Source organism: Peribacillus sp. JNUCC 23 (assembly GCF_053653995.1).
This window is the reverse complement of the sequence record NZ_CM132202.1, coordinates 3,907,407-3,922,278: the sequence shown is the minus strand read 5'-3', so window position 1 is coordinate 3,922,278 and position 14,872 is coordinate 3,907,407. Positions and strand designations below refer to the sequence as shown.

11 protein-coding genes, 2 pseudogenes and 1 riboswitch are annotated in these 14,872 nt (G+C 36.8%); of the genes and pseudogenes, 11 read left to right on the top strand and 2 right to left on the bottom strand.

What is annotated here, in order from left to right; genetic code table 11:
* Window positions 1-129: 129 nt before the first annotated feature.
* Window positions 130-699: a manganese catalase family protein gene (locus tag JNUCC23_RS18715; protein ID WP_403067988.1), complete on the top strand. Its 570-nt coding sequence runs from the start codon at window positions 130-132 to the stop codon at window positions 697-699.
* A gap of 216 nt (window positions 700-915) precedes the next feature.
* Here the strand turns inward: JNUCC23_RS18715 and JNUCC23_RS18710 are convergent.
* Window positions 916-1,926 (bottom strand): annotated as a pseudogene (locus tag JNUCC23_RS18710) (IS630 family transposase).
* A 51-nt stretch (window positions 1,927-1,977) separates the two neighbouring features.
* A pseudogene (locus tag JNUCC23_RS18705) lies at window positions 1,978-2,121 on the bottom strand (IS110 family transposase); the annotation flags it as partial.
* A 620-nt stretch (window positions 2,122-2,741) separates the two neighbouring features.
* Between JNUCC23_RS18705 and ytaF the strand changes: the two are divergent.
* The 10 genes from ytaF to JNUCC23_RS18655 all read left to right on the top strand — a co-directional run bounded on the left by ytaF (window position 2,742) and on the right by JNUCC23_RS18655 (window position 14,548).
* Window positions 2,742-3,374, top strand: coding sequence for a sporulation membrane protein YtaF (ytaF, locus tag JNUCC23_RS18700; RefSeq protein ID WP_403067991.1), 633 nt, complete (start codon window positions 2,742-2,744; stop codon window positions 3,372-3,374).
* A gap of 789 nt (window positions 3,375-4,163) precedes the next feature.
* Window positions 4,164-5,321, top strand: a complete 1,158-nt coding sequence (gene rodA, locus JNUCC23_RS18695) for a rod shape-determining protein RodA (RefSeq protein WP_403071910.1) — start codon at window positions 4,164-4,166, stop codon at window positions 5,319-5,321.
* Window positions 5,322-5,628: 307 nt separating this feature from the next.
* On the top strand, window positions 5,629-6,273 hold the full coding sequence (locus JNUCC23_RS18690) for a helix-turn-helix domain-containing protein (protein ID WP_454212959.1): 645 nt from the start codon (window positions 5,629-5,631) through the stop codon (window positions 6,271-6,273).
* A 137-nt stretch (window positions 6,274-6,410) separates the two neighbouring features.
* On the top strand, window positions 6,411-7,370 hold the full coding sequence (locus JNUCC23_RS18685; protein ID WP_454212957.1) for an LCP family protein: 960 nt from the start codon (window positions 6,411-6,413) through the stop codon (window positions 7,368-7,370).
* A 936-nt stretch (window positions 7,371-8,306) separates the two neighbouring features.
* Complete coding sequence (tatC, locus tag JNUCC23_RS18680; protein WP_454212956.1) at window positions 8,307-9,050, top strand: twin-arginine translocase subunit TatC; 744 nt, start codon at window positions 8,307-8,309, stop codon at window positions 9,048-9,050.
* Between the two features lie 317 nt (window positions 9,051-9,367).
* Window positions 9,368-9,955 (top strand): undecaprenyl-diphosphatase, encoded by a 588-nt coding sequence (locus tag JNUCC23_RS18675; protein WP_454212954.1) that lies wholly within the window; start codon window positions 9,368-9,370, stop codon window positions 9,953-9,955.
* 502 nt (window positions 9,956-10,457) lie between these two features.
* Window positions 10,458-10,569, top strand: a riboswitch (SAM riboswitch).
* Window positions 10,570-10,696: 127 nt separating this feature from the next.
* Complete coding sequence (locus tag JNUCC23_RS18670; protein WP_403068004.1) at window positions 10,697-11,716, top strand: methionine ABC transporter ATP-binding protein; 1,020 nt, start codon at window positions 10,697-10,699, stop codon at window positions 11,714-11,716.
* A gap of 13 nt (window positions 11,717-11,729) precedes the next feature.
* Window positions 11,730-12,380, top strand: a complete 651-nt coding sequence (locus tag JNUCC23_RS18665; protein ID WP_062182899.1) for a methionine ABC transporter permease — start codon at window positions 11,730-11,732, stop codon at window positions 12,378-12,380.
* Window positions 12,381-12,395: 15 nt separating this feature from the next.
* Window positions 12,396-13,259 (top strand): MetQ/NlpA family ABC transporter substrate-binding protein, encoded by an 864-nt coding sequence (locus tag JNUCC23_RS18660; RefSeq protein WP_403068007.1) that lies wholly within the window; start codon window positions 12,396-12,398, stop codon window positions 13,257-13,259.
* 83 nt (window positions 13,260-13,342) lie between these two features.
* Entirely contained in the window at window positions 13,343-14,548 is a 1,206-nt protein-coding gene (locus tag JNUCC23_RS18655; protein WP_454212951.1) for a M20 family metallopeptidase, read from the top strand.
* Window positions 14,549-14,872 lie beyond the last annotated feature (324 nt).

The following is a 14,872-nucleotide window of genomic DNA, read 5'->3' as shown; positions in this document are numbered from 1 at the left end:
TAAGCATCTGTTTCAAAGTTCTACGATGGAAAAAGTTCAAGTACTAGAATTGCATTACCTAATGAAGGTGGCGGTGCGGAGCTGATCGTGGAAGGCCCCGCACCTTTTCCACAGAGAGGTGAGGAAATCGTGTGGATTTATGAAAAAAAACTGCAATATCCAGTGAAAGTAAGTACGTGTAATCCAACGCTGGCTAAGTATTTAGTGGAGCAATATGGCGGGGCAGATGGTGAGCTTGCTGCTGCCCTCCGCTACTTAAATCAGCGATATACGATTCCTGATAAAGTCATTGGACTGTTAACAGATATTGGTACAGAGGAATTTGCCCATCTGGAAATGATTGCAACGATGATTTATAAACTAACGAAGGACGCGAAGCCTCAAGCATTAAAGGAAGCAGGTCTTGGTGAGCATTATGTCCAACATGATAGCGCGCTATTCTACAATAACGCAGCAGGAGCTCCTTTCTCCGCTACATATTTTCAAGCAAAAGGAGACCCGATTGCGGATCTCTATGAGGATATAGCAGCTGAAGAGAAGGCAAGAGCCACCTATCAATGGATCATTGATATGTCTGATGATACAGATTTAAATGACTCCTTACGTTATTTGCGAGAAAGAGAAATCGTTCATTCCCAGCGGTTTAGAGAAGCGGTAGAAATACTAAAAGATGAAAGAGATCGCCAGAAGATTTTTTAGGAAAAAAAAGACTGTTCTTCCATATTTGAGGAGGACGTCTTTTTTGTTGAAATGAAGTGTCAGTTTCTAAATGAATCTGTTTAGATGCTAAATTTCTAAAGTGGAATGATATTTACAATATTAGGAATAGAAAGTATAGTTAAATCACTTTTAATGACAACTAATCCAATATGAATTACTTGAAAAGTGCTTACTATATGAAATGCATTAAACAATTTATAGTTTCACGCACAGTCGATCAATGACCTTTTTAGGGGTCTCGTTCATCTCTGCAATAAAGGCTTGAACATTTTTACGAATGTCCTGTACAGACTCATAAAATACATTGTAAACCACAGACGTTTTTAACCACTTCCATAGGCCTTCAATCAGGTTTAGATTCGGGGGGACTGTAAGGCGGTAAAAAGAGAAGCGCCAGGCGTTCTTTATGCTCGTCTAAAGAAGGTTGAATCAGTTTGGCGTGTTTTTCCTTTAAAATGTTTTCTAGAAAGCAAAGGAAGGTTTGGGCGTCAAACAATCGATCTTGCATACAAAAAGAGAACCTGTTTCATAATCTAGTACTCCTAACAATTTCACGCTTTGATGTTGGCCGAATGTGGGAATTTTACGCTGTTGCCCTTTCGGAAACCAGGTATACCCGATGGCCAGATAATCCCGGATCGTTGATTCATCTTGAAAGAGAATGGTATCAATTTCGCCATTTTCTAGTTTTTTTAGGTCACGAAATGTATCTCGAAAAGCCTCCTGCTTGATTGGATCTGCTTTCGCTAGCGTGTAGGTTGGACGCGTGTGGCTAAATCCCAAGCGATGGAGAAGGGGAAGTACACCACGATCCCAATAACGAACATCAAATTCGCGTTGAATCCATTCGCGTAATAATGGACTGGTCCAATTCATATCGGTTTTTAGCCCGACTTCTGCAGGCGTTTGATTTAAGACAATTTCCTTCACCTGCGCCTCTTGCTCGTATGTCAAACGACGAGGTGCACCAGGAGAATAACCTAGGTTTAAACCATCGATGTCAAGTTTCTGGTACTTTTTAATATAGGTACTGATTGTATTCTCGTTAAGGTTTACACTCTTGGCAATTTCACGATTCATATGACCCTGTAAATGAAGAAGAATCACTTGATACCTTTGATATAAACGGACGTTCTTTTCTATTTTCAAATGCCTGTTGGATTTCTTCAAGTCGTTTATACTAAATTTGTGTATGCCAAATAACATTCCAAGGTGCTGTGTTTGAAAAAGTTTGGACTGTTTAGTTATAGTTTATGACTAGGCTAGATCCTGGAAATATGATTTGCTTTTGAAAAGTGCATAAATCCAATGTAATCGTTTATTGGCACATGCTATCACAGCTATTTTAAAGGGCTTTCCTTCTTCACGCTTCTTATCATAAAACTCTCGTAATCCCTTGTTACAATGAGAGGTTATGATAATCCTTCAAATAAAATATCAACCAAGCTTACAGTTACAAATAGGCAAATGTCTACTTCTCATGGAACATGGACACATACCCTAATTTTGAAGCAATTTAGGGGGGAGATAAAATGGATAGACAAATCGTTGGAAATTATGGCTACAGTGTGGATATGATGGATACCTGTACCATCATGAGCATGGTGGACATTGCTGAGATTAACCTCAATAAGTAATATTACGGATACATAACTTAAATCCCAGGAGCCAATCAGCAGCTCCTTTTTTTATTATCTGGACGAACCAAGAGAATGAAACCAATTCACCTTAAACATGGGCTTATAGTCAGTAATCTTCATTTAATAATCAGCTTTAATTTAAAGAAGGACGGCCTATGACGGTCGTCCTTCTGTTACTTATTTATTATATAGAAAGTGAACGTGCCTTTAACAATGTTGTAATTAAGGTACCAAGATTTTGCATCTCTTCTTTTATCAATGATATTCACTCCTTTATGGGTTTTACCAACTGTTGATTTTTTATCAACAGTTTTAAATCGTACAGGCAATTTTTGTCAATATAAACAATATAATGTAAAAAAAATAAGGGGTGTTTTTACTATGCCTTGGCTAATCATTATGGCATTTGCCGTTTCATCAAGTATAGATAATTTAGGAGTAGGAATTTCTTATGGTATTCGAAAGATTCGAGTAGGGTTAGGTGCAAACTTTTTGATAGCTGTGATTTGTTTTCTCATGAGTATAGCGGGAATTACATTTGGAATGTGGCTCTCAAATATCCTGCCAGGTATGTTCCCTGTCATTATAGGAGCGCTTTTATTAGTTATTATTGGTGTTCGAATCATACTATTGGCGACACCACGTAATAAAGGAGCATCGGCGGTAGTTTCTGAGCCAAATAAACAGTCCAAAAGTATAAAAAACATTCTTAAAAACCCTGAAGTAGCCGATTGCGATCAGTCTGGTGAAATTGGTTGGGGGGAGGCTGTGATTCTAGGTATTGCATTATCAGCCAATGCATTGACGAATGGCTTAGGTGCAGGATTACTTGGATTTTCACCGCTTGCCATTTCCTTAACAGCTGCAATTGGCAGCTTCATAAGCGTTTGGGTAGGCGTTAGGCTAGGATACAAATTAGCAGATGTCCGAATTGGTTCATTTACATTAGGTCAATTTGGAACGATCTTGAGTGGAGTCATTATTTTGGTGCTTGCTTTTTCAGCATTTTTTTAGTGGAGGCAAATGATTAACAGGGGCTGTGAAGTTTAGAAAAATGTCTTAGTGCCAGAAAGGTAGAGTGATCAATAAACTCACATGCTCTTTTACAAATAGATGTACAGTATGTTAAGAGGATTGATAAGCATTTTTCTATACACCTGCCTTATAAAAACAAGTTGAAAAACTTTGTGTAATTCAATGAGAGTTACTTACAGCCAACACACTTAAAGTCACTATAGACGTATATAAATGATTCAAATGAGCTATATGTCAATACAGCATTCAAGTTAAAATGGGCATTTATAATATTGAAAAAACACTTTTGACAACATAATTCTACTGTTGACAAAAAGTCAACAGTAATGTATATTCCCTGATAACACGTATTTTTCTAAGGGGACACTGTACAATTTTTTTCAATGGCTTTGGTAAACAATTCTGTTACTGCTTGTAATTATTATTTATCCCCCCCTTCGTTGGGTTACATAAACCATTTAAATTCAATCGCTCCGTACAATTGTGAATTATTATAGTTTGTATTCAGTATTACGCATCGATTAATAAATAATAGTAAGGACGATGGAGTATGTCTGAAGAAAAGCTGGCTTTTACTACCCAAAAGGAATTTGATGAAAAAAATTAACCAATAATTTATGTGAGACCACATCCCAAAACGATACTCTAGTATCAACGCTCACTTTAACAATTTGGTCAACCAGTGCATATGAAAAATGGAAACACTTCCTTGGAAACAAATGGTGAAGAGTCGAGTTAATATATCGTAGGAGTGGTGAAAATTCGTTGATAAAAAATGAACAACAGCTTGATTATATATTGTTATTTACTTTATTCTGTATATTTATTTATAGCTTACTAGCTGTGTATAGTGGATCAGGCCAATATGAAACACAGGACCCTTTGTATTTTGTAAAAAGACAAGTGATTTGGTATTTCGTTGGCGCAGTGGTAATGGTGGTGGTAGCGAAATTCGATTTTGAATTACTAGAAAAATTGGCTGCCCCTTTGTATTTTGTAGGGATTAGTTTATTGATTCTCGTTCACTTTTTCGGAACGTTTAAAAACGGAGCTACTAGATGGATTAGCTTTGGCTTTTTTGAGCTACAGCCGTCAGAGTTTATGAAAGTGTTTTTACTTATCTATTTAGCAACCATTTTACATCGGTTTGCAAATCGAGGGCTATCCTTCACAGAGAGTATTCTAACGACAATAAAAATTGCTATGCTTACGATAGTTCCGTTCTATTTAATATTGGTACAGCCTGATCTAGGTTCAGCACTCGTTATTGCTGCCATCGCTTTCAGTTTAATTCTTGCTTCAGGAATATCATTCAAAATGATTGCTCTCTTAGCTTCTTGTTTTACGGTTTTAATTGCGTTTCTTGTCTATTTACACAACCACTTTTTTGACGTTTTTTCAAAAGTTATTAAACCCCATCAATTGGAGAGAATCTATGGTTGGCTGAGCCCACAAGAATTTGCTTCAAGCTATGGATATCAACTAACTCAAGCCATTTTAGGAATTGGATCAGGACGTATGGCAGGGAGTGGATTTAATCAGGGAACACAAGTCCAGAGTGGAAGGGTACCCGAAGCACATACGGATTTTATCTTCTCTGTCATTGGCGAGGAATTTGGTTTTATTGGCTCCGCTATCTTAATAAGTTTGTACTTTATTCTGATTTATCGAATCACCGTTATTGCTTTACAATCGAATCATGTGTTTGGTTCATACATATGTGCTGGGGTTATTGGGTTAATCACTTTTCAAATCTTTCAAAACATTTCAATGACCATCGGTTTAATGCCGATTACTGGAATCGCCCTACCGTTTTTGAGTTATGGAGGAAGTGCGCTATTAACGAATATGATTGCTTTAGGATTAGTATTAAGTGTAAATATACGAACAAAAAAATATATGTTCAGCAGGAATGAAAATATGTAAGTCATCTGAGTAAAGACCCGTCCATACTATTTGTAAAATTTTTTAAAAAAATGTACATTTTTCATTGGCGATTTGTCAAAGTCACCATATATTGATTAGAGTTTAATAGTTCTTTAAGGATTCTATTATAGGAAGCTTTGCAACTTCCAAGAGCTGTTGCTGTTTGTAGTACCTACTTCTCCACAACTTACGTTATTTATATAGAATATTTAAGTTCAATACCGAAATACTGTGAATGTTAATAAGGAGTATGTTTAGTTCATTTTAACTATAAGAATTTAATAAATTCGAGAGAGGACGTGAGAGTATGACTGAAGGAAAAAAAAGTAATCTAGGGTTTGTGCTAAAAGAATTATTAAAGGAACGTTCATTATCAATGCGGAAACTTAGTGAGCTCACTGAAATCGATACAGCTACAATCTCAAGGATCATAAACGGTAAGCGAAAAGCAACTCCCGAACATCTACGAAAATTTGCAGACATCCTTAATGTGCCAATCACTGAGCTATTTGTAGCTGCAGGCTATGATATTGAGCAGAGGCAGGAAAAGCTAGATTCAGATATCCATATTTCTGTTGACAGCATTCAAAAATTTCTCGAATCCTCTGATATAAATATTAATAATTTTACAATCACAAGTGTGGAACAGAAATTAGCTAATTATGAACAATATACACAAACGGAAGAAGGGAAAGAAACGATTCTTAATAGCTTTGAAGAGAAGCTTCAGAAAGTTGGGAGCATAGGTCCGTTTATTAATCATTTGAAGAATATGTATGAGAAATTCAGCATGATGAAGGGGACTCCGGGTGAACTCGTCATAATTGGAAGTGCACTTCTATATTTCATTTTGTCCGTAGATGTTATTCCAGATTATATATTTCCGATTGGCTATTTAGACGACGCAATCGCTGTGCAACTTGTAACAAATGCACTATCGATAAAAAAATGAGGCGTAACATATCTAATTTGTTTAACATGCAGTTCTAACAATTTAGTTTGAAAAATAACCTGAATCTACTAAAAAGGTTAATTTTAAACAACATTTTTAGGTAAAAGATTTAATTTAAGTGAATGGTGATTTTATATATGAAGAAAAGAAATAGGACTAAAAATAAATGGAAAAGAAACCTTTTCCTGTTGATTTCGCTATTAATCATCGTGATCTTTTATTGTGTTTATCAGTATAATAAAGGATTATCTGAGGCGAGCGATGGGATGTATAAGAATGATGGAACAATGTTTGATCCGTTTCAAGGGAAGGAGCCTCAATTTGGTGAAATTAATATTCTGTTAATAGGATCTGACGCTAGAGGTGATGAACAAGCACGTTCTGATGCGTTAATGATTGCTCATTATAATCAAAAATCTCATAGTTTGAAAATCGCATCTATAATGAGAGACACGTATGTTGATATTCCAAATCACGGCAAGCAAAAAATGAATGCCGCTTTTGCGTTTGGCGGACCAGAACTTGTAAGACAAACGATTAAGCAAAATTTTGATGTTGATATTAATTACTATGCTGTTGTTGATTTTAACGGCTTTTCGAAAATTGTAGATATTATCGCACCTGACGGGATAGAGGTTGAGATTCCATATGAAATGTCTTATGGAATTGGAATGACATTACATCCAGGTAAACAAATTTTGCATGGTAAGGAATTGCTAGGATATGTTCGTTTTCGTCAAGATCGCTTAAGTGATTTTGGGCGAGTGGAAAGGCAACAAGAAGCGTTGTCTAAGATTAAGGAACAGGCTGCCTCTATGCAAAGTGTTGTGAACCTGCCAAAGATACTTGGAGTTGCGGATCCGTACATTGATACAAATGTAGATATAGGAACCATTTTTGCAATCGGGAAAGGTTTGATTGCAGGGAAATCTAAACAAATGGAAAGCTTAAGAATACCTATTAAAGATTCTTATGTTAATGAACGGGTGAACGTAGGATCCGTCCTAAAAATTGATTATGAGAAAAACAAACAAGCTTTAAAAGCGTTTTTGTCACAGGACAATGAAAGGCCCACTAGTCAAGAAAAAAAAGAATAGGGTGGTAAGTTTGTCTGATTTCATTGCGTTAGTTCGCTAAGGAATCATGGGTCAGACTTTTGTATTTCAAGGAATAATATGGGTTACTCAATGAAAATTGTTGAAGTGGCAAAAAGAGAATTCCATTTAAGATTCTTTTTTTAACGAATATAGGTGTCTAGACTTGACTTAGATGACGTCCTTGTGTTGGCGAAGACAATAAAGATCTTAATAGGTCAACGCCTAGTTGCCTGTGAAAAAGATGATTAACCCAGTAAGGTCAGAAAAAGGTTAAGAATATACATATTTTTACGGTGTTGTGAAGAGCCAGAAAATTGATGGTAAATGGGATTGTCAGTAGTGAACATGAATAGGTAAAAAAAACAAATTCAATGATTGCGTATACAATGCACGAAAAATCCACTAATATTCAAATTTCTTCCACCAAGGAAAACTCAAGATTAGTAAATCTAACATTTTCAATCGATTACAAGCACTTGAAACAGCTAGAGTTGAGTGAACAACAAGAGAATACTGTTTTAGCGAAAAAACAAAGTAAACCCGAAATGGAAAGGTAGAAAATTGCACATAATAAGCACCTGGCATCTTTAAGGATGCTGAATTAGAAGTTGACGATGGAACAGGTGTATACGAAGAACATGAAAAAATCAATTCAATAAGTCATTCTGTTACTGGTTACTAACCAAGGAGTTCATAAAGACTAAATTCCGACTTGAAGACTTGATTCCATAGGTAAGTTAGGACTTTTATGATGGGAAACTCTTGATTTTGAAAGTTGAGAGAAATTCGCACATGTTATTTTTCACGCATCTCATAAAGGATAATTAATCATTAACAAAATTCCTATTTATGTAGGAGATAAAGCAGTTCAATAAACTATTTGACCGCTTATAAGATACTTTATATGGTGGCTTCAGAAAGGCGTGGCACTTTATTTTGGATGATAAAACCCTTAATGTAATTGAACATTTGGAGGAGTTGCGAAGAAGGATCATTATTTCTGCTTTATCATTCTTAGTGTTTTTGATAATAGGGCTTTTTTTTGTGAAAAAAATATATTTATTTTTTATGGGGAGTTTCGATGATCCGTTACTTATTTTAGGACCAGGCGATATTATGTGGATTTTCTTCCATATTGCTTGTGTTTTCGCTTTTGCTGGGACCACTCCAATTGTCGCTTACCAATTATGGATGTTTGTAAAGCCTGGTTTACAGCCGCAAGAAAGACGAGTAACTCTTGCGTATATACCGGGATTATTCATCCTTTTTATTGCTGGATTAGGGTTCGGCTATTATTTCGTGTTTCCTAACCTTTTGAATTTTCTTATAAACTTAGGTAAGGATATGATGGTTACTTCTTTTACAGCTGAAAAATACTTTGACTTTTTAATAAAAACCACTTTGCCATTTGGGATTGCTTTCGAATTACCTCTCGTCATGATGTTTTTAACATCAATTGGTGTTCTTAACCCACATAGCTTAACAAAGTTAAGAAAATATGCTTATTTCATTTTGGTGATTATTGCTTCTATGATCTCACCGCCTGAGTTTATTTCTCATATTTCTGTAGCTGTACCTTTAATTCTCATATATGAAATTAGTATTATCCTATCAAAAGTTGTTTTCAATAGAAGAAGAAAGAGGCAAAGAGATATCGATATGAAAGGAAAATCCATATAATCTAGAAGGTAAATGACTATCGGTATGTGTAATTCATATAGATTTCTCATCAAATTAGGAAAGCTATTGTTTATATTATGGACTGCGAAAGAGCTAGTGCTCCTTTCCTAATTATATTTCCTACAATATTTTTATAACTTACCTAACGTAGCACTATAATGTCTCGACCTTCTTCACCGGCCGTTCAAACAATATGGACTTTATACTCTGTGGTGTAACGGGGGCGTGGGACCGTGATCCCATAAATAAACTGTCCGCCCCTATTTATATAAAACAGTTTCCACCTATTTAAGGAAATCAAAGAAAGAGATGATTGTATGAATTACGAATTATTTAAAAGCATCCATAATTTATCTGGTCATAGTTATGCATTGGATAATCTTATGGTCTTTATAACAAATAAAGCGATTTACATTTTGGCTTTGGTACTTTTGGTTCTATGGATCTTTGGTGGAAAACCTATGAAACGGGCAGTATTATATGCCGGTGGAACAGGAGTTATTGCGTTAGTTGTAAATGTTCTTATTGCTCAGATATACTATGAGCCGCGTCCATTTGTCACACATCACGTCCAGACTTTGATTCCTCATGCTGCGGACTCTTCTTTTCCTAGTGATCATTCAACAGGCGCTTTTACGATTGCAATTGCTATGTGGTATCGGTATAAAAAAATTGGTATCCCTCTATTTATTTTAGCCCTATTAACTGGCTTTTCCCGCATTTGGGCGGGGCTTCATTATCCGTTTGACGTAGTAGGCAGTTTAATAGTGGCAATTGTTGTCTCGTATGTGATTGTAAAATTACCAAGATTGTTCGATCCAATTGTAAACTGGATTATTTCTATCTATGACTCGATTTTTGACAAAAGAAGTAGGTCTGATAAATCTAAATCTTCTCGAACATAAAACTTCTAATGATGTGCTAGGTATAGCAGTATCTAGAGGGTGTCCAGAATGATCTGGAATCTTTGTAATAAATTTTGATCAAAATGAAAAAACTCGTTTTGCTTAACTCATTTTTATATACGATCGACAAAAAGGTGAAGTAAGTTCCTTAGTGTTTGAAAAATCTAATTGTCTTGCTTGGTTGCGAATCAAGTATCCCTGATGCTTTGAGGCGGGGGGCTTGTTTTCATAAGCACTATTTTGTATTGGATTAGATAGGAGATTGCCGAACTAACGATTCTTTTTTTTAAAACTACATTAAGACAAGATTATCTAAAAAGGGTCTGCCCTCAAATTCTATCCCTCGTTTAATATGTCAGAGATAAACGGTTATAGTAAATGTGGTCAGACCCTTTCACTATGGGGTAACTTCATAGTCATAACACACAGATTTTTTAGAATTTAATTGACATTTTAAATATTAAGTTATATAGTATAGAAAATAAAATTATATATGGATAAATTCTTATCAAGAGATGTGGAGGGACTTGGCCCTATGATACCTCGGCAACAGGTTTTTACTTTTGTAAAAATACTGTGCTAATTCCAACGGACGAAAGTTTGATAGATAAGAAGAAGCCTTTGCTAGATAATTCATAGAAGTGTAATCTTTTATTTGTCTAAGTAAGCCTCTTCTGTCTAATGATGGAAGAGGCTTTTTCGTGTTACAACTTATAATAGGAACAACATGGGGGAGAGCAGATGATTGAATTTCAAAATGTGAAAAAGATGTATGAATCGAAGAAACAAACCGTTGAAGCTTTGAAAGGGATCGATTTAGTCGTTGAGAAAGGCGATATTTTCGGTGTTGTCGGCTACAGTGGTGCTGGTAAAAGTACGCTGATCCGATTAGTCAATTTACTAGAGCGTCCGTCAGAAGGGCGAATTTTGGTAAATGGCAAAGCATTGACTTCGTTAAAGCCGAAAGATTTACGAGCGGAGAAGAAGAAAATCGGGATGATTTTCCAACATTTTAATTTGCTTAATTCGAAGACGGTTTTTGATAATGTTGCGATGCCGCTGATCTTATCGGGTACCCCTGCAAAAGAAATTCATACCCGGGTAAATGAATTATTGGAATTCGTCGGCCTTTTGGGAAAAGCCAAAAATTATCCAGAGCAATTGTCTGGCGGGCAAAAGCAGCGAATCGGTATTGCACGTGCCCTAGCAACCAATCCTTCGATTCTCCTATGCGATGAAGCGACATCAGCGCTCGATCCACAAACGACAAGTGCTGTTTTGCAACTGTTAAAGAAAGTAAATCGGGAATACAACATCACGATCTTGCTGATTACCCATGAAATGTCGGTCATTCGCGAAATTTGTAATAAAGTGGCAGTCATGGAAGGTGGCAGAATTGTTGAGCAAGGTTCTGTGTTTGACGTATTTGCTAAGCCGCAAACAGAGATTGCCCAAAACTTTGTCCGAACAGTGATTCATGACGAAATTCCGCAGAGTTTTAAAAAACAGTCGGAAGGAAATCCGGTTATCTGGAAAATTAATTTTATTGGGGTGAATTCAAGCAAACCATTATTATCAACAATTGCAAAAAAATTTGATATCGATTTAAATGTTTTATCGGCAAATATTTCGGAAATCCAGGAAACGCCGTTTGGTAATTTGATTATGGAAGTGACAGGAGAAGAAAGCGAGATTAAGAAGGCATACGATTATATTCAAGCCGAAAATATTCTCGTGCAGGAGGTAAGTGTACATGAATAACACATTATGGGGCATGGAAATTACGGCAGATCAACTGTTAACTGGATTTGGTGATACGCTTTATATGGTTGCCTTCTCTCTCTTATTTTCAGTTGTGATAGGACTTCCACTGGGAATCTTACTCGTCATAACTAGGAATGGTCATATATTGGAGAATAAGTGGGTATTCAATGTATTGAACCCAGTTATTAATATATTAAGGTCTATACCGTTCATTATTTTACTAGTTGCTCTGATTCCGTTTACTAGATTCGTAGTCGGTACGGCAATTGGGACAAATGCAGCGATTGTCCCCTTGATATTTTATGCGGCGCCTTATATTGCGCGACTAGTGGAAAATTCCCTTTTGGAAGTAGACAAAGGAATTATCGAAGCGGCAGAAGCAATGGGAGCGACGACATGGCAAATTATTTTTCGCTTTTTAATTCCAGAAGGACTTAGCTCATTGGTCCTTACGTTTACAACAGCAACAATCGGTCTTGTCGGTGCTTCAGCGATGGCTGGTGCGGTTGGAGCGGGTGGAGTTGGTGACCTTGCTTTAAGTTATGGGTATCAAAGGTTCGATACGATGACGATGATTGTTACGGTTTTTGCGCTTGTGGTTATCGTTCAATTACTGCAATCAACTGGAAATATCGTGTCCAAAAAAATCAGAAGAAGATAATTGGGGGAATAAAAAATGAAAAAATTATTAATAGCGATCTTAATTCTAACGCTTGCTGTTTTGTCAGCATGTGGAAAAAACGATGTAAAAGGCAGTGCAGACGGCGAAAAAACAGTGAAAGTTGGTGTTAGTAGCGGGGATACACGAACATGGGATTATATCGTTGATATCGCTAAAGAAGAAGGGTTGAAGATCGAGCTCGTTAAATTTAATGATTATATCCAGCCGAATCTAGCATTAGCAGAAGGGGAGATTGATGCCAATTCCTTTCAAACGGTTTCTTATTTTGACGAAACTATTAAAAAGCAAAAGTTGGATTTAGAAGCAATCGGTGCGACAGTTATTGCTCCAATGGGGTTGTATTCAAAAGAATATAAGAAGCTTGAGGAACTGCCAGAAGGTGCAACAATTGCTGTACCAAATGAAGGAACGAACTTTGGACGTGCCTTATTACTTTTACAAGAAGCGGGTTTGATTACGTTAGTTGAGGATTTTGATGGAAACGGTGCATTAAATAAAATTGCAACCAATCCGAAGAACTTAAAGTTTGAAGCAGTGGCTGCTGGCAATACACCGCGATTCTTAGATGATGTGGATGCGTCTGTTATTAATAATAACTTTGCCGTGGAGGCAGGCTTGAAATTAGAGGATTCTTTATTCCATGAAAATGCTACAGCTAAACCATATATTAATATTATTGCTGTGAAAAAAGGGGATGCAGATCGTCCGGAATTACAGAAATTAGTTGAGCTTTATCAATCTAAAAAGGTAGAACAATTCATAGATGATACGTTTAAAGGAAGCCAGATTCCGGCATACGTTTCAGTAGACGAGCTAGTCAATTATAAAGATGCATGGACGAAACCTGCTGCTAAATAAATTGATAAAAAATAAAGTCGAAGCCAGATAGGGATAACGAAACTTTGTCTGGCTTCTTTCTAATTAGAAGGAGGCAAGAAACGATGACTATTGTTAAGGAAGTTCACTTGCAAATCATTGAAGAAGATCTTGTACTACATGCAAATACGTATGTTGAAGCAAGTCAAAAAATTCATGCAAATCCGGAAATCGGCAACCAAGAATATTTTGCTTCTAATACGCTTACAGCTTTACTTATTAAAGCGGGCTTCGATGTGGAGCGCGATATTGCTGGTCATGAGACAGGTTTTATTGCGAGAAAAAAATCTGCCAAAGAAGGTCCGGTAATTGCTTTTCTAGCTGAGTATGATGCATTGCCAGGGCTAGGTCATGCTTGCGGTCACAATATCATTGGCGCAACAAGTGTAGCAGCTGGAATTTCACTTGCAAAGGTTCTCGAAGAAACAGGTGGGGAAGTGATTGTATTTGGCACCCCTGCCGAGGAAGGTGGGCCAAATGGAAGTGCAAAAGGAAGCTATGTCAAACAAGGATTGTTTGATGGTGTCGATGCAGCTATCATGATCCATCCGTCAGGACAAACTGGCGTGACAAACCCTTTTCTTGCTGTCGATCCGCTTGAATTTCATTTTTACGGAAAAGCAGCCCATGCAGCGGCTTCACCGGATCAAGGAATCAATGCGCTCGATAGCGTCATTCAATTATTTAATGGCATTGGTGCCCTCAGGCAACAATTGCCCTCCGATGTAAAAATTCATGGCATTATTACAAACGGTGGCGATGCCCCTAATATTATCCCTGAATATGCATCAGCCCGCTTCTTTATTCGCGCTGAAACGTGGAAAAAGTGTCAGAACGTATCTGAAAAAATTCAAAATATCGCTAAAGGTGCAGCCCTTTCGACTGGCAGTACTGTCAAAATTGAACGCTTTCAAAATGAAATTTTTAATTTTATCATCAACCCGGTTTTAGATGATTTATTGGCAGAAGAGTTGACCCAATTGGGAGAGTCGATAATCCCTCAGAAAACAACTGGGTATGGCTCATCGGACGCTGGAAATGTCAGTCATGTTGTGCCGACTGCTCATCCGTTTATTAAAATCGGCCCGGATGATTTAATTGCTCACACCAATGAATTCCGTGAATGTGCGAAGTCAGATCAGGGGAATCGTGCCATCCTTACCGGTGCTAAAGCTTTGGCACATGCCGGATACAAGTTACTTACTGATCAAGAATTACTGAACAAAGTAAAAATCGCTTTTCTTGAAGCGAAGCAACAAGAGCAAGTATAAATCTGAAACGGAAAGAAAGTTCCACTTTATAAGATAATAATTGGTTTTAAATTCAAACTTGATTAATTGGTTTAATCGGAATAATATAAATGCAAGTAGACTTTTTATTTGTGTTTACTACTAGACCACTAGAGACTTTGCCCCTTAGCTGTATATATGCAAGGAGTCAAAGTCTTTTATCATTTCAGGCGAGAAGACTCTCACTTCAAGTTTCGTATGAAATTAAGTGGTGGATAGTTCAAGTGTAGAGGATAGTTAGATATTCAATCGCTGTTTGCATAGATAAACGGGTATATTTACTAAAAAGCTAGGATACGAGGATTT